The organism is uncultured Aquimarina sp. (assembly GCF_947495315.1).
GTDB lineage: Bacteria > Bacteroidota > Bacteroidia > Flavobacteriales > Flavobacteriaceae > Aquimarina.
Genome location: NZ_CANLYD010000015.1, coordinates 94,101 through 114,066, shown reverse-complemented (window position 1 = coordinate 114,066; position 19,966 = coordinate 94,101). Strand labels below are relative to the sequence as shown.

The following is a 19,966-nucleotide window of genomic DNA, read 5'->3' as shown; positions in this document are numbered from 1 at the left end:
ATTATATGATAAGAGAAAAAGAGAAAGATTTGCTAAGTATTCTTGGAGAAGAAATTCCACTTGGGACTAGTAAAACAATCAATTTTAATATTGCTAAATTATATACTTCTACAAAGGTAGAAATTCCTATTATTATTGAACGGTCCAAAAAGCCAGGACCTACAATATTGATTACTGCTGGAATTCACGGAGATGAAATCAATGGAGTAGAAGTGGTTCGCCAGATTATTTCAAAAAAAATTAATAAACCTGCTAAAGGAACAATTATCTGTATTCCTGTGCTCAATGTGTTCGGATTCTTGAGTATGAACCGTTTTTTCCCTGATGGACGAGATCTAAACAGGGTATTCCCTGGAACTAAGAATGGTTCATTGGCTAGTCGATTTGCGCATCAATTTGTTACTGAGATCTTACCAGTAGCAGATTTTTGCTTGGATTTTCATACCGGTGGAGCAAGTAGGTTTAATGCACCGCATATTAGAGTTGATCCTGAGAATGAAAAACTTGTGGCTTTGGCCAAAGTATTTGATACATCATTTATCCTCTTGTCTAAAAAATTAGATGGATCCTTCCGTGCTGCTTGTGCCAAAAAAGAAGTAGATATTTTGTTATTTGAAGGTGGAAAATCTCAGAATAGTAATAGAGATATTGCTGTAGAAGGTGTGCTGGGAACCATGAGGATATTAAATCATATGGAAATGCTGAAACCAGAGTTTACCATACCAAATAAAACAGAAAGTAGTATTGTCATTAAAAAAAGCTCCTGGATGCGAGCCAAATACAGTGGACTATTACATATCAAAGTTCCAGTTGGCAAACACGTAGAAAAGGGTGAGATGCTTGCAACAATTACAGATCCCTACGGTAAAATGAGGCATGTGGTAAAAGCGACAAATACGGGATATATCATTAATGTGAATGAGGCTCCGATTGTGTATAAAGGGGATGCTATTTTTAGAATTACTACACAACTAGGATCATAAAAGATGAATAAAAAAGAACTAAGGAATAAGTATAAAGAAATGCGATCCAAACTTAGTGAAGAAGAGATTGATGATGTAAGCATGGATATTGCAAATAATTTACTGAAGATGTCAATCTGGGAGCAATCTTTTTATCACATTTTTTTATCGATCCAAAACCAAAAAGAGATTAATACAGAATTTATACTCCATATTCTTCAAGGGAAGGATAAAAATGTAGTAGTGTCCAAAAGTAATTTTGAAAATAATACCTTAGAGCATATATTATTAACCGATAGCACTATGCTTAAGGTAAATTCTTGGGGTATTCCGGAACCTACTGATGGTATTCCGATTCCTGAAGCTAAAATCGAAGTAGTTTTTGTTCCACTATTGGCTTTTGACAGTAAAGGAAACCGTATAGGTTATGGCAAAGGTTTTTATGATAAGTTTTTGGCTAAGTGTAATCCGGATACTCTTAAAATTGGACTTTCTTTTTTTTCTCCAGAAAAAGAGATTAAAGAAGTTTTGCCAACTGATATTCGTCTTGATTATTGCGTAACACCGTTAAATGTATATACTTTTAACTAATTGTAGACAATTTTTATTATTAAGAATAGTTATACCGTCTTAAGATTTTAATTTTACCCCCATTATGCCCCATAATACGAAGAGTGTTTGCATCATTGATGATGACAACATGTACGTTAATTTAGTTAGTAAAATTATAGAACTAAAAAAATTATCGGAGAAGGTTATTGTATTTAACAATGGTAAAGAAGCATTAGATTTTTTTATTAAATCAATACAAGAAGCAGAAGAAAATAGTGTTCCTCAAGTAATATTTCTTGATCTCAATATGCCCATTATGGATGGTTGGGAATTTCTAGAAGAATTCACAAAAATCAAGGATAAAATTAGCAAAAAAATAGATCTATATGTGGTAAGTTCCTCTATCGATACTAGAGATATTGATAGAGCAAAGTCTATCAAGGTGGTATCTGATTATCTTACCAAACCGATTCATCTCGATGATTTTGAAAAGATTCTAGTCTAAAACTTCTACTATTTCTTCTTTCTTAGGAAAAGCTCTTTTGTTAAAAATTAAGAGTAAGAATACACCAATACTAATTGCAGAATCTGCAATGTTAAATACAGGATCAAAGAAGGAGAAATGTTTGCCACCCCAGAACGGAATCCACTCTGGTAAAATATCATCATAAAAAGTAAATTGGATCATATCCACGACCTTGCCGTAAAATACACTTTCATACCCACCACTTTCAGGTAAAAATTCTGCTATTTGAACATCAGTGCTTGCGCTAAAAAAGATGCCATAAAAAATAGAATCTAAGATATTTCCAAAAGCTCCTGCAAAAATTAAAGCAATACAAAATGTTAGGATTCTAGAGCTATTCTTTTTTATAGAATCATATAGCCAATAACCAATACCAGTAATTGCAACCAATCTGAATAATGTAAGTACGAGTTTTCCGTAATTTCCAGGAAGTTCAAATCCCCAAGCCATTCCTTTGTTTTCTACAAATACAATTCGGAACCAACTAAAAACTGGTACTTCTTCGTGAAGAGTGAAGCTGGTTTTGATATATATTTTGGAAATCTGATCTATTAGCAGAACTAAGATTATAACTAAAATAGACTTCTTCAAGGACATAAATTTCTCTTATTTCATACAGTGACGGACAAAAATAGTGTTTTATTTTGTTTTGTAAACACTAATATTTCCTGTTATGGATTTTAATTCGATCTGATGTTGTCCGAAAATTTTCTCTATAGAAATAATTCCAGATTTTGTCGTAGCATTAATCGTTGCATTTTTAGTATAGACAGTAATGTCTCCTCCTAGCGTATTAATCGTTGTATTACCAATAAAATTATGTAGCAGACAATCACCGGAGTTAAGCTCCACGAACAATGATTTTATTTTGGCATTTAATTGTAGAGAAGCAAGCCTGGATTGTACTGTTACTCTGAGATTTTGTGGTATTTGTATTTTTACTTTCAATACAATTACTTTATGTGCGCTTAGTTTGTCATTATGGCTTTCCGAAAAAGGCTGGATATCATCAATAATTGTGAGCGAGTTTTCTTTTCGCGTAACATTTATCAATATATTATTTTGGTATTCCCCTTCAGAAATAGCACTAATTATGATTTTGTTTTCTGAAGTATTAGTTATTTCTATCTGAAATGTGTCATCAAGAAATATAAAAACTTCTGAAAGATCAGTAGCGTCAATACTTTTGTTAAAAATAGATTGTGATTGTACCGATATAGATAGCTGAAGAAAGATTAAAAAGAAAAAAAGCTGCCTCATATTGCTCTAAGGTAGCTTTTTTTCTGATTTCTATAAAACACTAAATAATTGTGTTTTGGTGATGTGATTAACGTTTTCTCAAAAAGATATCTCCGCTAACTGTCTTAAGATGTAAGTTACTCTTAACATTACCGAAGCTTCCTGTTACTTTGCTGCCAACCATTCTATTTTTTCCTTGATCAAATTCCATTTCTTTGTCAGAATAGATCAAGCCAGTAACAGTTTCTGCTAATAACTTTGATTGTGCAATATTAATATCGATATCACCACTAATGGTCTTTAGGGTTAATTCTCCACCATATTTTTTAATATCAATGTTTCCGCTAATAATATCTATTTCTAGTTCTCCCTGGTAGTTTTCTGAAGCTACGTTACCAGATATGCTTTTTACTCGTAGTTTTGCATTTTTAGGAAGATATATCGTATAGTTAGCATCTATATCCATATTGTTACATGGTCCCCAATTATTTTTGCGGTTAGAAGATCCTTTCTCTTTTTTCCATTTGTCGAATAAATCTCCATAACTAGATTCTATATCCAAAACAGAATCAGCGTTATCTATTTTTAGATCAAAATAATCGTCAAATTCTCCATCATTGATACTTACTTCGGCTTTAAGATAGACATCACTCTTGTCCCAGGTTTTGATGACAATATCTTCGGCAAATTTGAACTCTACCTTAATTCGATTAGCAGAAGTAGTGATTTCTTTTTCGATTACTTTTTGTGCATTTAGCTGAAATGCTATACAGCAGAACGCGATTAGGTTTACTAAAATTTTCATGAGTTGATTGTTTTTGATTAATATATGACCTCTTTATTGTTTTCTCAGGTAAATATTACCTGTTGATGATCTTAGGCTGATTTCTACTCCGCCGTTATTTAATTCGGTTTTTATAGTCCTTTTGCCTCCTACTACTTTTAAGCCACTTTCTGGAACGGGAAACTTTATATCAAAATCTGTAAAGATTTCACCCATCGCCGTTTTCATTTCCAGGTTTGCCGGAGTACCTGATGGAAGGCTGACATCAATAGCTCCTGTTGCTGAGACCAAAGAAATTGGTGAACTCTGACTTACCTTGTTAAAGACAATGTTAATCTCTCCTGTCGCTGTTTTAGCGACAATAGGACCTGTAACATCTCTAAATGTCATATTACCTACATTGGTGGTGGCTTCAATTTCTGAAGAAAATCCTTCTGCGACTAATTTTCCAAGGTTGCTTCTTTCAACTTTAATATTGATGCTTTTAGGAAGAAATACTTCTAATATTTTACTATGCATATTTTTTAGATTTCTAACGATCAATGTTCCTCCTTCTTTCTGCACGTACACGCCAAAACCTGTATTATCACTTCCACCTGCATATACTGCTTTTAAGCCTCGCGCTTTTTCGGGCATCTTGCGACCATTGCCTATAATCAACAATTCATTTTTATCATGTGCTTTCAGTTTTACTCCAGATTCGGAACCAATTACTACGTTTTTAACGCCTTGTAAGGATTGGGTGTAATCTTCTTGTCCTTGTATGTGTCCAATAGTTATAAAAAGTACTATTGCGATTGCTATGTTTTTCATCTGTTCTGATTTTTGATTTTTGATTGAAATTTTAAATTAAACTTGGAAGACCAATAGTTACTTGATCTTTTACATAACTAGGTGTTTCTTCATTCTGAAGTAACTTTTCCATAGAAGGAACTGCGCGTTTTTCCTGTATAGAAACTAATATTTGAATTAATTCAATTTGCATGCCTGGATCTTGTTCCATTTCCAGAGCATCTATTAATGCTTTACGTACCATTTCTGAGTCCGAAAACTTAGTAAGTGCTTCTGCTGCAGCTAGTCGCACATTGATATGGTCATCATAAAACATTTTATTAATTAAGGCTTTTAGTATCTCATTTCCGGGTTTTTCAAATTCTTCTGCATAGTTCACGGCTTGTAGACGTTTACTTGCGGATTTATTTTCAATAAGAGAAATAGTTACTTCTTGCTTTAATTGTACTTTTTCTTTTTCTAATACTGCCATTTCCTGAGAAAAGGACTCATTGTTTTCTTGTTTTCCATAGAAATATGCTGAAACAATTAAGGCAACGGTAGCGGCTATTTGTAATACTGTTTTCCAGGAATTTTTAGAGTTTTTACGAAGTGAAACTATTTTGGAATCACTTAATATTTCTTTTTCCTTTTGAAGCATTTCCTCAAAATTCACTTTCATACTCGCATCTGGTAATTCCACCGGATCATTATCAATTCCACCAAAAACTAGTTGGAGTTCTTGTAATGATTCTTGACAACTATTACAAGTTGTAAGATGAGTTGCAATAACACGATGCTCTTTCTGATCTAAATTATTATCTAGATAATCTATAAGTTGTTCTTCTATTTGATTACAGTTCATTGCGTTATATGTTTTGTAGGTAGTGATCTTTTAATTTATGAATTGCTCTATGTACTTTGGTTTTCACTGCTCCTGCAGTTGATCCAGTTATCTCTGCAATCTCTTGGTATTTGATACCTTGGTATCTGTTCATGATCACTAATTCTCTATCACTTTGATTTAATTGTCCTAAAGCTCTATTTAGTTGCTCTTTAATTTCACTTTTCTCTATACCATTAGCTTCTTCTCGTTCTGTTTTATATTCAATTTCATCTAAAGGTTGATCTTTGTTTTTCTGACTTTGATAATAGTCAGAAAAGATATTTCTAGCGATGGTATAGATCCAGGACGAAAACTTACCTTTTTTATAGGAGGTTCTATATTTTATGGCTTTATAGAAAGCTTCCTGAGTAATATCCTGACTGATATCCCTATCTCTCGTCATTTTTAGTAAAAAATTAAATATTCTGATATGGTATCGGTCAAAAAGGATACTCATCATATCTAAATTTCCATTAGATACCAGAATCATTAATTCTTCATCGGTTAAATTTTTCAAGATGTCACTCTTTATGGTTAGTCTCTATTAGTAATACCTGAGTTTTTTAAAAAGGTTACATTTAGGAATAAAAAAAAGTGCTTCCCAATCTGGAAAGCACTTTAAATTTACAATATTTTGTGGTTTGTTAGCTTTGCATGTTCTTAGCCTCAATACTAAGTGTTGCGTGCGGAACAAGCTTTAATCGCTCTGGATTAATAAGTTTTCCTGTCACACGGCAAATGCCATATGTTTTATTTTCTATTCGTAACAATGCATTTTTTAGATCACGTACAAATTTCTCTTGTCTAATTGCTAATTGTGTATTTGCTTCTTTAGACATTGTTTCGCTTCCTTCTTCAAAAGCTTTAAATGTTGGTGAAGTATCATCCGTACCATTGTTACCATCATTTTTGTAAGCGCTCTGAAGTAATTCTAAATCCTTCTGCGCTTTTTCCATTTTTTCAACGATAATTTCCTTGAACATCGCTAAATCGGCATCACTATACCTTACTTTTACATCTGCTGCCATACTCTTATTGTTTTTTAATTACCAATTGGGTTGCAATGTCGTCAAACGCAATTTCTGTACCATTTATTACATCTGTTGCAAATTCAATTGTCTCGGTTAAGGTTTCATTCTTGATGTATGCTTCATTAGTTGCAACGGCTTCTTGTATCGATTTGTTTTCCTTTATTACAATTTCTATTCGATCAGTCACCTCTAATCCACTGTCCTTTCGGATATTTTGGATTCTGTTTACAAGCTCTCTGGCAATCCCTTCTTTTTTGAGCACTGGAGTTATGGTTATGTCCAATGCTACTGTTAGAGTTCCTGAATTTGCAACTAACCAACCCTCAATATCCTGAGAACTGATTTCTACATCATCGGTTCCTAAAGTAATAATTTTATTATTAATTTCTATATCAAAACTTCCAGTTTGTTCAAGAATTTTGATTGCTTCTTGATCAAAAGACTGTATCTCTCTGGCAATCAATTTCATATCTTTCCCAAAACGAGGGCCTAAATTTTTGAAATTTGGTTTTATTTGCTTCACCAATATCCCTGAAGCATCGTCAATCAGCTCTATTTCTTTAACATTTACTTCACTTTTTATTAAATCGGCAATGTCATTTATCTCAGCTTTGTCTGCTTCGTTTAATACAGGAATCATTATTCTCTGTAATGGTTGACGTACTTTGATCTTTTCTTTTTGACGTAAAGAAAGAACCAAAGAACATACAGATTGTGCCTTTTGCATTTTGTGCTCCAAAGCTTTATCTACAAATGAACTATCATATTCCGGGAAATGCGCAAGATGAACACTTTCAAAAGTTTTTTGACCCGAATTAGAGATAAGATCCTTATACAAACGATCCATAAAAAATGGTGCTACCGGTGCTCCAAGTTTTGCTATTGTAAGCATGCATGTATATAAAGTCTGATATGCAGATATTTTATCTTTTTGGTAATCACCTTTCCAATATCTTCTTCTACTCAAACGGACAAACCAGTTACTTAAGTTTTCCTGAACAAAATCAGAAATAGCTCTGGTAGCTTTTGTGGGCTCATATTCATTGTAATATTCGTCTACGCTTTTAATTAACGTATGCAACTCACTTAAAATCCATCGATCGATCTCCGGACGTTCTGCTAATGGAATATCAGCTTCTGCATAGGTGAAATTATCAATATTGGCATACAGTGTAAAGAACGAATACGTATTATATAAAGTACCGAAAAACTTACGACGCACTTCTGCAATTCCTTCCGAATCAAATTTTAGATTGTCCCAAGGATTGGCATTACTAATCATATACCATCTGGTGGCATCTGGACCATATGCTTTTAAGGTCTCAAAAGGATCTACAGCATTACCTAATCTCTTGGACATTTTCTGACCATTCTTATCTAGTACCAAACCATTAGATACTACATTTTTATAGGCAACGTCATCAAAAATCATTGTTCCGATGGCGTGCAGTGTATAGAACCATCCACGAGTTTGATCCACACCTTCTGCTATAAAATCTGCTTTTCTCTCACCAGATTCTACCTTCTCCTTATTTTCAAAAGGATAATGCCATTGTGCATATGGCATGGATCCAGAATCAAACCATACATCGATCAAATCGCTTTCGCGTTTCATTGGTTTTCCAGAAGGGGAAACTAGCGTAATCTTATCTACTACATTTTTATGAAGATCTATCTTGTCATAGTTTTCCTCACTCATATCTCCAATAACAAAATCTGCAAAAATATCGGCTTCCAGAATACCAGCATCTACAGCTTTTTGCATTTCAGCCTTTAGTTCTTCTACAGAACCGATCATTATTTCTTCTTTACCGTCTTCTGTTCGCCAGATCGGTAAAGGAATTCCCCAGAAACGTGATCTAGATAAGTTCCAATCATTGGCATTCGCTAGCCAATTTCCAAAACGTCCTTCTCCTGTTGCTTTTGGTTTCCAGTTGATGCCTAAGTTCAATTCGTGCATGCGATCCTTAAAATCGGTTACTTTTATAAACCAGGAATCTAATGGGTAATACAAAACAGGTTTGTCTGTACGCCAGCAGTTAGGATAACTGTGAACATACTTCTCAACCTTAAAGGCTTTGTTTTCTATTTTTAACTTGATAGCAATCTCTACATCTACAGATTTCTCTGGAGCTTCACCATCATTGTAATATTCATTTTTTACATACTTACCACCAAATTCACCAACATGTTTGGTGAATTTACCTTGTAGATCAACTAATGGAACAAGGTTGTCATTATCGTCTTTTACAAGTAATGGAGGAACTTCTGGTGTGGCTTGTTTAGCCACCATAGCATCATCTGCACCAAAAGTAGGAGCAGTATGTACAATACCAGTACCATCTTCTGTAGTTACAAAATCACCAGAGATTACTCTAAACGCATTCTCCGGATTGTTGTAAGGTGTAGCATAGTCTAGTAGTTGTTCGTAACGTATCTCTACAAGATCAGCTCCTTTAAATTCTTTTAGTAAGAAATAAGGAATTTTTTTATCACCTTCTTTAAAAGCATTTAAATCTTCTTCGCTTTCTGCTAGGACAAATTTTCCACCAAACTGTTTTCCAACTAGATTTTTAGCCAGAATCACATTAATCGGTTCAAAAGTGTATTGATTGAAAGTTTTTACAACTACATAATCAATCTTTGGTCCAACGGTTAATGCAGTATTAGAGGGTAATGTCCATGGAGTAGTAGTCCAGGCTAAGAAATAAATATCACCAGCCACATCTGTTAAGAATGAAGGAAGTGTTTCTTTTTTGGTTTTAAACTGAGCTACAACAGTTGTATCCGTGACATCCTGATAGGTTCCAGGCTGATTTAATTCATGTGAACTTAATCCAGTTCCAGCTTTTGGAGAATAGGGTTGTATCGTATATCCTTTGTATAATAATCCTTTCTTATAGATTTCAGCAAGTAACCACCATACGGTTTCCATATACTTGGACTTATAGGTGATATATGGATCTTCCATATCTACCCAATATCCGATTTTTTCGGTAAGGTCATTCCAGATATCTGTATAACGCATCACTGCTTTTTTACAAGCTTCGTTATATTCTTCTACAGTAATTTTTTTACCAATATCTTCTTTAGTGATGCCTAATTCTTTCTCGACACCCAATTCTACAGGAAGTCCGTGTGTATCCCAACCAGCTTTACGTTTAACCTGATATCCTTTTTGGGTTTTATAACGACAGAAAATATCTTTAATCGCGCGAGCCATTACGTGGTGAATTCCTGGTAATCCATTTGCAGATGGTGGTCCTTCAAAAAAGACAAAAGGAGTCGCATCTTCTCGCTCAGAAATACTCTTCTCGAAAATATTATTCTGTTGCCAGAATTCTAGTATATCATCTGCCACTTTTGGCAAGTCAAGTCCTTTATACTCAGGAAACTTCGTGCTCATTTGATCGTTCTTTCTATTAAGTGTGCGAAAATAAGGATTTTCTGGAAAAAAGAAGGGCGAAATGACCCTGCGATATGAAATAATTTATATAGGTGTATTGTTTTTTAACACGACCTTTACTATTTACTAAAAAAGCAAGATATATTTATGATTTTTTTTGGTCTTTTAAAAATCTATAACAATCCCAATACTAGGTATAATTTGACTGGCTTCTGTTTCTATTGCTGTTAAACTTCTAGGCTCTATAATTGCTCCGTTTGTATCTCGAGTAAGCCCAAACTGAGTAGGTTGTGGAGTTTGCTGGCCTAATATATTTTGTGCTTCTATAAACACATCTAGTGATAAATTTTTAAAATTCCATTTTTTGTCAATTCGTAAATCAAGCTGACTAAAAATGTTTAACTTTTCTTCGCCCAAACGATCATAATCCAATATAACTTCTGGATAATTAGAAAGGGTAGCGTCCTCATCCGTGGGTACAAAAGGTGTTTCTCCAGCAAAACGATATCTGGCACTTATTTCCCAATTTCCCTTTAGTTTATATCCTCCAGTAAATGAAACCAGATGACGACTATCCCATACTGATGGAAGATATACATCTCTGTCAAAACCAGTAAATTCACTGTAGAACAAGGTATAGGCAAAAATTCCATAGAAATTATTAGAAAGCTTTTGCTGAAATTGAAGTTCTGCTCCATAGCTTCTTCCTTTTCCAACTGTAGCAACATCTTCGCTTCCTAATATTTCAAAATCGGCTCCTTTGTTAGCCAGTGACACTCCGTCTAAAATAGAAACTGGATAATCATCATAACGCTTGTAAAACCCTTCTAAAGAAATACTGGATGAAGGGCTAAAATCATGTTGCAGTCCTAAAACATAATGATCACTTACTGTATATGTCACATCTTGGTTTACAAGTGTATTGTCATTATTTCTAAAGCCTAAAATGGTATATGGAGGTAGTTTATAATATCTTCCTAAAGAACCATTTAGCCTCCAGTTTTCCTTAAATTTATATGACAAAGAGAATCGAGGAGAGAATGTTGAGAGTAAATTATCCTCCTCTGTAAAACTATCGTCATCCATTCTAAAACCAAAAGATAGATCTAATTTATCGTTAAAAAATGACTTAGTCATATTCGCAAATAGACCATATTTGAAGAAGTCAATTTCTGTATTAAAAATATTATTATCTGTTAGATTTATTGTTTCATTATTGTAATCAGAGTATTGCACATTAAAACCTGTAGTCAATTTCCAATCACCAAAAAACTTTGTTAATTGATATCTAAGTTTAGTTTCTGATTCGGTAGCATCGTTACTAAAAATTACTCCGGTCTCATTTTCAGGATCTTCATATCTAGTGAATTCATTCATTAAGGTGTTGTTACTTATAGTAGTTTCCATAAAACCAGAACCATCTTTAAATCTATTTTTCCAGGATAATCCAATAGCATTCGTACGTTGTTGGATAAATGGAGCTTGCTCTAGTTGGGCTTGCTGTTCAGCATCAAAATCTTCAGGTGATTCTACAGAGAAGTCATCAATTGATCCTAAACCTATAAGGCTGATATCATTATAAGCGTTGATTTTGTGATTTATTTTATATTGATAATCCCAGTAGTTAGGTCTAAAAGGAAGTCCAATCACTTCGAATAAAAATTGAAGATAACTTCGTCTTGCAGATACTAAAAATGTAGTTTTTGATTCTTCATTATTCTTTCCTTTAAAAAGAGGTCCCTCTAATGTTAGCGCTGCTTCACTAGCACTTATTCTAAAATTACCACCAAAATCCTTGTTATTTCCTTTGCGTTGACTAAATTGTAATACTCCAGAAAGCGGATTATCATATTGTGTACCAAAAGCTGAAGTCGATAAAGTAACATTGTCTATAAAGGATACATTGATAAGTCCTACAGGGCCTCCTGCGCTACCTTGTGTGCTAAAATGATTAATATTAGGCACTTCCATTCCGTCTAGATAGTAAACAGTTTCATTTGGAGCACCACCACGAATTATCAAATCATTACGAAAACCACCAATGGAAGGAGAAACACCAGGAAGTGTTTGAGCAACTTGCACTACGTCATTATTGCTTCCTGGATACGTAGCAATTTCTACCGCAGAGAGTGTTTGAATAGAAAGCGGTGTTTCTTTAGGCCTACTAATTCTATTTAGGTTACTAATCACAACTTCCTCTAAGGCTTCCGCAGATTCTTTTAGAACAAAATTATACGTGGGAGTTCCTTTTGATTTAACAATGATATTAAATTTTGTCTGTGTTTGAAACCCAATATAACTGGCGGTCAGGTTATAAGATCCTGGGATAATGTTTTCTATACGATAATTTCCATCAAAATCTGTTTGTGCACCTTTTTCTGTGCCTTCAATTAGGATAGAAGCGCCTAAAACAGGTTGACCTGTCTGATCAGTAACATTACCAGAAAGTTCCCCATATACTTGAGCCTGTATATTACAGACAAATAGTAAAGAAAATATTAAAGCAGTACTTTTGATATTCATAGCAATAGTTTTTTAGTGGTTTTAGAGTTTTAATATGAATAATGTAGTAATCACGAATTTTTTGTTTAATTTTTTATTGCAAATATTAAACAATTATGTATTATATAATAGTAATTTTGTATAATTTAGTGTTAAAAAATAGTTTTAATGAAGATTTACGAATTAATTAAGCAGTTGGTAGACCTAGTAGGAGAGTTTGTGCATGAGCGAAAAAGCAAGGATATGGATCTAAAATCATTTGTAAACTGGCTTTCTAAGCGTATGGACCAAACTAGTGCTACAGAAGATTATACTATTACAGATCATAGTCGAGAAGCTGAAATAGCTGCACACATTGGTAGATTAAGTAGATATTCTAATACATACATTAAATCGGCATTAGTTGATTTACCATTTACTACTGATATGGATTTTGCTTTTACTGCTATTCTTCATCGATCAGGAGAGATAGGTAAAACAGATTTAATAAGAAAAATGGTCTATGATAAATCTTCTGGAATGGAAGTTATTAAGAGACTTTTAAAAAATGAAATCATAGAACAATTTCCAAATCCCGATGATAAGAGAAGTAAACTTTTACGCTTGACAAAAAAGGGAGAAGAAAATGTAATTATGGCATACGGCGAAGCAAGTAAAGCCGCAAAAATGGTAAGTGGTTGTCTAACACAGAGCGAGCAGTTATTATTATTGAATACTCTTAAAAAATTGGATGATTTTCATCTGCCAATCTATTTAGAAGAAGAAAAGGATTTAGAAGTGATAATTGAAAAGTATTCTAGATAAAGTAAGATAAATCTAATCTTTAAAAATTTTGGTTTAACTCAAATGTCATAATAAATTAAACTTGTAAAATCTAAATGACTATGCTTATGATTCCAAATGAAAAGTTATTTTTGGGATCTAAACCTTAATTATGAGTTTAAAACATTCTATCCTAAAAGTGCAAGCGGCTCTTGGTAATGTAAGAGCTATGGAAAAATTACATGTGGATACCTATACTGAGGATATTATTATTAAAGTTGAAGGTACTCGATTTGCTTCTTCTCCATTGAATGAAATCTACATGGATGTTATTGAGTTAGCAGGTTATTACTACGTAAAAACAATTATTTTAGGGAGTTTTCATATTAAAACCTGGAAAGGAGCAAACCTTTTAATTAAAGGCAGAAATTTCGAATTAAATCTAGTTTCGGATATGCAAGAAATAGAGTCAGACTTTTCTAATGTTTCTAATAGAAGTGTAACTCAAATAGATTTTGTTATTGAAGAACAGGATATTGATAAAATTGAAAAATCTCAAATAGATAACATCACTATTTCCTCTAAAAAGAAAACAGCTCATTTCGAGAATATTGTTATTGCTGACGAAGAGGAATAGTTCGTTGTGTTCTTTTTAGAACCTAGGATTTCATTATTTTTAACTTATGAATACTACTACCTTAAACATTGTCTTAATCCAATCTCATTTAGCTTGGGAAAATCCAATCCAGAACAGGACGGTTTTTGAACAAAAAATCAGATCCGTAAATAGGGAGACAGATTTGATTATTTTACCAGAGATGTTCAATACCGGGTTTACGATGAACGCTGTTGAAGTTGCTGAGACTATGGATGGTGAAACGATACGCTGGTTAAGAAATTTGGCTAAAGAAAAAGATTGCGCTATTGCGGGAAGTATTATCATAAAAGACGCTGAAGGGTATTTTAACCGCTTTCTTTTTGTAAGACCTGATGGTACTATCCAAAAATATGACAAGCATCAATTATTTACATTAGCAAAAGAAGAAGAAGTATTTACAGCTGGTGATGAAGAAGTAATTATACTTTATAAAGGCTGGAAAATTAAACCACAAATTTGTTATGATCTTAGATTTCCCGTTTGGGCAAGAAATACATCTGGATATGATGTATTACTTTATGTAGCCAGTTGGCCAAAACCACGAGTGAATGCCTGGGATACACTTCTAAAAGCAAGAGCTATTGAGAATATGTCGTATTGCATTGGTGTCAATCGAGTAGGTCTTGATGGAAAAGGGTATGAGTATAATGGTCATTCTGCTGTTTATGATGTGCTGGGAAATTCTGTTTTAGAAGAAAATCCAATTGAAAGAGAGGCGATATTATGTGCAACTCTGAACAAATCCCATATCGAAAATACTCGTAAAAAATTACCTTTTCTGGATGATGCGGATAACTTTCGGATTACTCCAAAATAAAGGTTTGTTTTAATTCCCAATTGGCCCTCACTTCTATGGGTTTAGGGTAATAAACTACTTTTTCTGCCTGAATTCCTTTTAGAAAATCTCCAGTATCCCACTTTCCATTTTTATTAGTATCAAAAATCACCCTTAGATTATATTTTCCGGGATCTAAATTATCAAAAATGGTTGTCTCTTCTTTATTTACTACTTTTTCGTCAATAAATAGTCCTTTTTCATCAGTTGCCTGAATCAGAACTGGATATTCTTTTACATTTTGGAGTGTAAAAAAGATCGTACCATAATCTGCTAATTTTGTAGTTCTGAAATTAACATTAATACTGTCATTTACATTGCCTACAAAATCGGTAACAGCTTCTGGTAACAATTGCATGGTATAGGTATTACTTTCTGTTCTTTCGAAAGTAAATATTGCTTCATTTTTAATTTTGTCCAATTTCACTGAAAATGGCACGTCTAAAGTATCCTTATCTGTTAATGAGATTAATTTTTCATCAATGGTTTCTATAGGAGTGTTGGAGAACAGTGTAAAATCTTGATTAAAAGCCAAACTTCTTTTTATATTGCTCGTAAGTTTTATGGAGTCTTTGTATTGATCTTTAAATCTAGCAACTAGAGTATCTCGGAAATTTTTACTGTTGGTTACTTCAAAAATCAACGAATCTGCCTCGAAAAAAGGTCTAAACCAATAGTGTAAAGTATCTTTTGTTTTATCCGGAAGAATTCTAGTTTCAAAATTTTCTGGAGTTTTACTTACTATGTTGATCTTCATAGAATCGGCTACACCGTTATATCCAAAAACAAAAGAATTTTTTGATACTTGTTTTGGTTTTAATGCTTTAAAATCTAGAATTTCTTTAAATAGATCTATGTTAAAGGCTTTTGCTGTATCCGCAGGAAGTGTCACAATCTCTTCATAAAAACCAATTTTATCTTGTTTTGGTTGGTAGGTATAGTTTGTAGCAACATCTTTTAGAGCAATTAACTTGTATTTTCCTTCTTTTAGATTATCTAAGTCAAAATTAATACTGTCTAAAGTACTTGTTATATATCTGGGGACTTCATTAAAAACTAAGGAGTCAGAGTAGTTTTTATCAATTTCATATAATGCAACTGTTATAAAAGGATCTGCTTTTTTCTCTAAAGCATCTCCAACAGTGCCTTGTATTCTAAGCGAATCTAATGAGTCTCCAGTAGAGAAAACATATTTAAAAAATGGATTAGCGTTTCCTTCATTATTATCTTCGATGCTTTGACCAAAATTGATACTGTAGGTGGTGTTTTCTAATAAAGTATCCAAAAATTTAATTTTCAGATATTTGCTAGCGCCTCCTAAAGGTGTTATCTCTGGTTTGGGATCCATAGGAGGAGATACAATGATTTGTTTTTGGGGATCCTTCAGCTTTACGTATTCATCAAAATAAATCCGAATTTCATTCTTGTCAAAATTTGTCGAAAAATTAGGAGGAGTGGCCTTCACAAATTTGGGAGGAATTTCATCCTTTTCGCCTCCTGTTATAGTACCTTTTTTAGCACAACTAACAATCAAGATTAAATAAAAAGCAGTTAACAATAACGTATAGGATCTTTTATACATAGCTCCGTTACAATTTTTTAAAGACACAAAGAAACGACTATTTATAACAAACAAAAAATCTATATAGTGATAGCCATGGTCGCAACGCTTATTTTGATACCTGGGATCGATTTAAGAACTTGAATACAAGCTTCTATGGTAGCACCCGTTGTAACAATATCATCAACAATCAAAATATGTTTGTTTATCAATAAGGACTCATTTTGTATTCCAAATGTTTCAGAAGTGTTTATCCAGCGAGTTAAACGACTATTTTTTGATTGTTTTTTGTTGTAGGAATTTTTTTTCAAAACAATATCAATATATTCTGCATCTAGTTTTTTAGCAATTTCCCTCCCAAATTTCTCTACTTGGTTGAAACCTCTTTCCCTCAATCTTCTAGGATGGAGAGGTACTGGAATTACGGAATCAACACATTGATAATCAGTTGATTGATTCAGTTCTTGACCTAGCCAAATACCAAGTTCTTTACCTATTTCTTCTCTACCTCTATACTTAAGATTGTGTATCAGATTTTGTACTAAACTATCCTTTTCAAACACCAATAATGAGGTAGCATTTTCTATTTTGGCTCGCCCATAAAATACTTTTTCGATCTTTTTAGCGTTTACCTTATGAAAATTACCTAATGGGAGCTTGTGTCTACAAGAAGTACACAGGATCCTTTCGTTTTTATATAAAGGATTGTCACAAGCAGCACAATATATAGGATAGAATAAATAAGCTAAGTCGCTTAACATATTAGGTGAATTAACATTAATTATTATATTTAACTAAATTTACTATTTAACGTAACCATCAAAAATTAGAAATTTATTATGACAACTCAAAACAATAACTTGACCCTTAAGATACTAATTGGTGTTCTGGGAGCTCTTTTATTAATTCTGGGGATCTTCACGTATAAGTTTTACAACGAAGAAAAGAGAGAAAAAGCAATTTTGCAACAAGAAAAGGATTTAATTGAAAGTGAATTAGGAGAATTAATAACAAAATATGACAATGCTATTGCTCTTAATGAAGTAATGGATGATCATTTATTAAAAGAAAAGCAGCGTGTTGTTGTTTTATTAGATAGTTTAAAAGACTATGATGCTAATGTAGCATTGATTGCGCGATATAGAAGAGAAGTAAGTAAACTGAAAAAAGAGCGTGAAAGATTGTTTAAACTTGCAGATAGTTTAACGACAGCTAATGCTCAGTTGGCTACTGATCTAGATAGCACTAATACAGCTTTATCAGAAAGAATTGTATTCTCTGATTCTTTGGCATCACAGAATAGTAAATTGGCAGAAATTGTAGAAAGAGGATCTGCTTTAACAGCGTCAGATACTAGGGCAGAAGGAGTACGTGTTCGTAATAATGGTAAAGTAACCACTACTTCTAGATCAAGCAGAGCCGAAAAAGTGAGGGTATGTTTTACACTATCACCTAATAAATTGACTGAAAAAGGAGATAAGGAGTTGTTTGCGCAGGTTATTAATCCTGAAAATAATCTTATAGGAGATAAAGTTTCGATAAACTTTGATGATGCAGTTCTTACGTATAGTGGACGTAATAAAGTGTTTTATGAAAACGATGCGCTAGATGTTTGTATAATGGTAGATACCGAAGAAGGAGAATTAGTAAAAGGAAATTATGTAGTAAACTTATTCTCAGGCCCTAGAATGATTTCTAACACACAGTTTGAATTGAAATAAGAATAATTTTTCAAAACATAAATACCGAACCACCATGTTATTAGTAATATGGTGGTTTTTTTGTGTTTTTGTCAGAAATTACTTTATCCGATCATTAATTAAATAAATTCGTTTTCAATTCTTGTAAATTCAGTTATTTTTGCGCCATGGCAAATCAAGAAGATAAATTTAAGAAGGTTATTGCTCATGCGAAGGAGTATGGGTATATTTTTGGTTCTAGTGAGATCTATGATGGATTGAGTGCGGTATATGATTACGGACAAAATGGAGCTGAGCTTAAAAAGAACATTAGAGAATATTGGTGGAAAAGTATGGTGTATATGAACCAAAATATTGTAGGGCTCGATGCTGCAATATTTATGCACCCAACTACCTGGAAAGCTTCAGGCCACGTAGATGCCTTTAGTGATCCACTTATAGATAATAAAGATTCTAAAAAAAGATATAGAGCGGATGTATTGTTAGAGGATTATGCTGAAAAACAATACCAAAAGGCTCAAAAAGAGATTGTAAAGGCTAAAAAGCGTTTTGGAGATTCTTTTGATGAAGAACAATATGTTACGACCAATCCAAGAGTTGTAAAATATCTTTCGGAACAGCAGAGAGTATTAAAGCGTATGGCAAAATCTTTGGAAAATGAAGATCTAGCTGATGTGAAGGCTTTAATTGAGGAATTAGGTATTGCTGATCCCGATACAGGATCTAAAAACTGGACAGATGTTAGACAGTTTAATCTAATGTTCGGGACTAAACTTGGTGCTTCTGCAGAGTCCGCAACAGATTTATTTTTAAGACCAGAAACAGCTCAAGGTATTTTTGTTAATTTTTTGAATGTTCAGAAAACAGGTCGAATGAAGATTCCTTTTGGGATTGCACAGACTGGTAAAGCATTTAGGAATGAGATTGTTGCAAGACAATTTATCTTTAGAATGCGTGAGTTTGAACAAATGGAAATGCAGTTTTTTGTGCGTCCAGGTGAAGAAATGAAGTGGTACGAACACTGGAAAGAAACGCGTTTAAACTGGCATTTATCATTAGGGTTAGGAAAAGAAAATTATCGTTTCCATGATCACGATAAGTTAGCACATTACGCCAATGCAGCAGCAGATATAGAATTTAATTTTCCGTTTGGATTTAAAGAATTAGAAGGAATTCACTCTAGAACAGATTTTGACTTAAAAGCACACGAGGAGTTTTCTGGTAAAAAACTACAATTCTTTGACCCGGAATTGAAGGAAAGCTATGTTCCTTATGTGGTAGAAACTTCTGTAGGATTGGACAGAATGTTCCTTGCTGTATTCTCTACCGCATTACAGGATGAGGTACTAGAAGATGGATCTAGTAGAGTGGTATTAAAATTACCGGCAGTGGTAGCGCCAGTGAAGGCAGCTATTCTTCCATTAGTTAAAAAAGATGGTTTACCAGAAGTTGCAGAAAAGATTGTAGAAGATCTTAAATGGAAATTCAATGTAGCATATGATGAGAAGGATGCCATTGGACGTCGTTACAGAAGACAAGATGCAGCAGGAACTCCGATATGTATTACGGTAGATCATGATACATTAAATGATCAAACAGTGACTATAAGAGATAGAGATACAATGGAACAGAAACGCGTTCCGATTTCAGAACTAAAATCCATTATCTCAGAAAAAGTAGACGCTGAATTTTGGTTAAAATAAGGTGTTAATAATAACGAAAAAGCCGCCTTTTAAGCGGTTTTTTTGTGGATAAAATAAATTAATCAAGTAGGGTTTATGGGTTTTTACT

The 19,966-nt window shown here is 33.3% G+C and carries 19 protein-coding genes; 8 read left to right on the top strand and 11 right to left on the bottom strand.

The window, feature by feature from the left end; genetic code table 11:
- Positions 1-5: 5 nt before the first annotated feature.
- From Q0910_RS22090 to Q0910_RS22080, 3 genes are all read left to right on the top strand, one after another.
- On the top strand, positions 6-983 hold the full coding sequence (locus Q0910_RS22090; protein ID WP_299221576.1) for a succinylglutamate desuccinylase/aspartoacylase family protein: 978 nt from the start codon (positions 6-8) through the stop codon (positions 981-983).
- A 3-nt stretch (positions 984-986) separates the two neighbouring features.
- Complete coding sequence (locus Q0910_RS22085; RefSeq protein ID WP_299221573.1) at positions 987-1,553, top strand: 5-formyltetrahydrofolate cyclo-ligase; 567 nt, start codon at positions 987-989, stop codon at positions 1,551-1,553.
- Positions 1,554-1,617: 64 nt separating this feature from the next.
- A complete protein-coding gene (locus Q0910_RS22080) occupies positions 1,618-2,019 on the top strand; it encodes a response regulator (protein ID WP_299221570.1) in 402 nt (133 codons plus the stop codon).
- On the opposite strand, the gene Q0910_RS22075 is transcribed toward Q0910_RS22080, so the two are convergent.
- The 9 genes from Q0910_RS22075 to Q0910_RS22035 form a co-directional block, all read right to left on the bottom strand.
- Positions 2,011-2,637 (bottom strand): lipoprotein signal peptidase, encoded by a 627-nt coding sequence (locus Q0910_RS22075; RefSeq protein ID WP_299221567.1) that lies wholly within the window; start codon positions 2,635-2,637, stop codon positions 2,011-2,013. The genes Q0910_RS22080 and Q0910_RS22075 overlap by 9 nt on opposite strands.
- A 42-nt stretch (positions 2,638-2,679) precedes the next feature.
- Positions 2,680-3,300: a hypothetical protein gene (locus Q0910_RS22070; RefSeq protein WP_299221564.1), complete on the bottom strand. Its 621-nt coding sequence runs from the start codon at positions 3,298-3,300 to the stop codon at positions 2,680-2,682.
- A gap of 67 nt (positions 3,301-3,367) precedes the next feature.
- Positions 3,368-4,084, bottom strand: coding sequence for a DUF4097 family beta strand repeat-containing protein (locus tag Q0910_RS22065; RefSeq protein ID WP_299221561.1), 717 nt, complete (start codon positions 4,082-4,084; stop codon positions 3,368-3,370).
- Between the two features lie 33 nt (positions 4,085-4,117).
- Entirely contained in the window at positions 4,118-4,876 is a 759-nt protein-coding gene (locus Q0910_RS22060) for a DUF4097 family beta strand repeat-containing protein (protein WP_299221558.1), read from the bottom strand.
- 31 nt (positions 4,877-4,907) lie between these two features.
- Positions 4,908-5,699, bottom strand: coding sequence for a HEAT repeat domain-containing protein (locus tag Q0910_RS22055; RefSeq protein WP_299221555.1), 792 nt, complete (start codon positions 5,697-5,699; stop codon positions 4,908-4,910).
- Positions 5,700-5,703: 4 nt separating this feature from the next.
- Entirely contained in the window at positions 5,704-6,237 is a 534-nt protein-coding gene (locus Q0910_RS22050) for an RNA polymerase sigma factor (RefSeq protein WP_299221552.1), read from the bottom strand.
- Positions 6,238-6,364: 127 nt separating this feature from the next.
- The gene (locus Q0910_RS22045) at positions 6,365-6,748 is read right to left on the bottom strand and encodes a TraR/DksA C4-type zinc finger protein (protein WP_298319767.1); all 384 of its coding nucleotides are present in this window, start codon (positions 6,746-6,748) and stop codon (positions 6,365-6,367) included.
- A 4-nt stretch (positions 6,749-6,752) separates the two neighbouring features.
- A complete protein-coding gene (gene ileS / locus Q0910_RS22040) occupies positions 6,753-10,157 on the bottom strand; it encodes an isoleucine--tRNA ligase (protein ID WP_299221547.1) in 3,405 nt (1,134 codons plus the stop codon).
- Between the two features lie 165 nt (positions 10,158-10,322).
- A complete protein-coding gene (locus tag Q0910_RS22035; protein ID WP_299221545.1) occupies positions 10,323-12,680 on the bottom strand; it encodes a TonB-dependent receptor in 2,358 nt (785 codons plus the stop codon).
- Between the two features lie 147 nt (positions 12,681-12,827).
- On the opposite strand from Q0910_RS22035, the gene Q0910_RS22030 reads away from it, so the two are divergent.
- The 3 genes from Q0910_RS22030 to Q0910_RS22020 all read left to right on the top strand — a co-directional run bounded on the left by Q0910_RS22030 (position 12,828) and on the right by Q0910_RS22020 (position 14,896).
- The gene (locus Q0910_RS22030) at positions 12,828-13,463 is read left to right on the top strand and encodes a MarR family transcriptional regulator (RefSeq protein WP_299221543.1); all 636 of its coding nucleotides are present in this window, start codon (positions 12,828-12,830) and stop codon (positions 13,461-13,463) included.
- Between the two features lie 130 nt (positions 13,464-13,593).
- Entirely contained in the window at positions 13,594-14,058 is a 465-nt protein-coding gene (locus tag Q0910_RS22025) for a hypothetical protein (RefSeq protein ID WP_299221541.1), read from the top strand.
- Positions 14,059-14,104: 46 nt separating this feature from the next.
- A complete protein-coding gene (locus tag Q0910_RS22020; protein WP_299221539.1) occupies positions 14,105-14,896 on the top strand; it encodes an amidohydrolase in 792 nt (263 codons plus the stop codon).
- On the opposite strand, the gene Q0910_RS22015 is transcribed toward Q0910_RS22020, so the two are convergent.
- Entirely contained in the window at positions 14,883-16,496 is a 1,614-nt protein-coding gene (locus Q0910_RS22015) for an Ig-like domain-containing protein (protein WP_299221536.1), read from the bottom strand. The genes Q0910_RS22020 and Q0910_RS22015 overlap by 14 nt on opposite strands.
- 59 nt (positions 16,497-16,555) lie before the next feature.
- Positions 16,556-17,236: a ComF family protein gene (locus Q0910_RS22010; RefSeq protein ID WP_299221533.1), complete on the bottom strand. Its 681-nt coding sequence runs from the start codon at positions 17,234-17,236 to the stop codon at positions 16,556-16,558.
- A 78-nt stretch (positions 17,237-17,314) separates the two neighbouring features.
- On the opposite strand from Q0910_RS22010, the gene Q0910_RS22005 reads away from it, so the two are divergent.
- Positions 17,315-18,196 (top strand): hypothetical protein, encoded by an 882-nt coding sequence (locus tag Q0910_RS22005; RefSeq protein ID WP_299221531.1) that lies wholly within the window; start codon positions 17,315-17,317, stop codon positions 18,194-18,196.
- A gap of 146 nt (positions 18,197-18,342) precedes the next feature.
- Positions 18,343-19,878, top strand: a complete 1,536-nt coding sequence (locus tag Q0910_RS22000; RefSeq protein ID WP_299221528.1) for a glycine--tRNA ligase — start codon at positions 18,343-18,345, stop codon at positions 19,876-19,878.
- Positions 19,879-19,966 lie beyond the last annotated feature (88 nt).

Excerpts from the sequence above, each read along its gene's own strand:
- Q0910_RS22090 (WP_299221576.1), top strand. The coding sequence starts at position 6 with ATGATAAGAGAAAAAGAGAAAGATTTGCTAAGTATTCTTGGAGAAGAA.
- Q0910_RS22085 (WP_299221573.1), top strand. The coding sequence starts at position 987 with ATGAATAAAAAAGAACTAAGGAATAAGTATAAAGAAATGCGATCCAAA.
- Q0910_RS22080 (WP_299221570.1), top strand. The coding sequence starts at position 1,618 with ATGCCCCATAATACGAAGAGTGTTTGCATCATTGATGATGACAACATG.
- Q0910_RS22075 (WP_299221567.1), bottom strand. The coding sequence starts at position 2,637 with ATGTCCTTGAAGAAGTCTATTTTAGTTATAATCTTAGTTCTGCTAATA.
- Q0910_RS22070 (WP_299221564.1), bottom strand. The coding sequence starts at position 3,300 with ATGAGGCAGCTTTTTTTCTTTTTAATCTTTCTTCAGCTATCTATATCG.
- Q0910_RS22065 (WP_299221561.1), bottom strand. The coding sequence starts at position 4,084 with ATGAAAATTTTAGTAAACCTAATCGCGTTCTGCTGTATAGCATTTCAG.
- Q0910_RS22060 (WP_299221558.1), bottom strand. The coding sequence starts at position 4,876 with ATGAAAAACATAGCAATCGCAATAGTACTTTTTATAACTATTGGACAC.
- Q0910_RS22055 (WP_299221555.1), bottom strand. The coding sequence starts at position 5,699 with ATGAACTGTAATCAAATAGAAGAACAACTTATAGATTATCTAGATAAT.
- Q0910_RS22045 (WP_298319767.1), bottom strand. The coding sequence starts at position 6,748 with ATGGCAGCAGATGTAAAAGTAAGGTATAGTGATGCCGATTTAGCGATG.
- ileS (WP_299221547.1), bottom strand. The coding sequence starts at position 10,157 with ATGAGCACGAAGTTTCCTGAGTATAAAGGACTTGACTTGCCAAAAGTG.
- Q0910_RS22035 (WP_299221545.1), bottom strand. The coding sequence starts at position 12,680 with ATGAATATCAAAAGTACTGCTTTAATATTTTCTTTACTATTTGTCTGT.
- Q0910_RS22030 (WP_299221543.1), top strand. The coding sequence starts at position 12,828 with ATGAAGATTTACGAATTAATTAAGCAGTTGGTAGACCTAGTAGGAGAG.
- Q0910_RS22025 (WP_299221541.1), top strand. The coding sequence starts at position 13,594 with ATGAGTTTAAAACATTCTATCCTAAAAGTGCAAGCGGCTCTTGGTAAT.
- Q0910_RS22020 (WP_299221539.1), top strand. The coding sequence starts at position 14,105 with ATGAATACTACTACCTTAAACATTGTCTTAATCCAATCTCATTTAGCT.
- Q0910_RS22015 (WP_299221536.1), bottom strand. The coding sequence starts at position 16,496 with ATGTATAAAAGATCCTATACGTTATTGTTAACTGCTTTTTATTTAATC.
- Q0910_RS22010 (WP_299221533.1), bottom strand. The coding sequence starts at position 17,236 with ATGTTAAGCGACTTAGCTTATTTATTCTATCCTATATATTGTGCTGCT.
- Q0910_RS22005 (WP_299221531.1), top strand. The coding sequence starts at position 17,315 with ATGACAACTCAAAACAATAACTTGACCCTTAAGATACTAATTGGTGTT.
- Q0910_RS22000 (WP_299221528.1), top strand. The coding sequence starts at position 18,343 with ATGGCAAATCAAGAAGATAAATTTAAGAAGGTTATTGCTCATGCGAAG.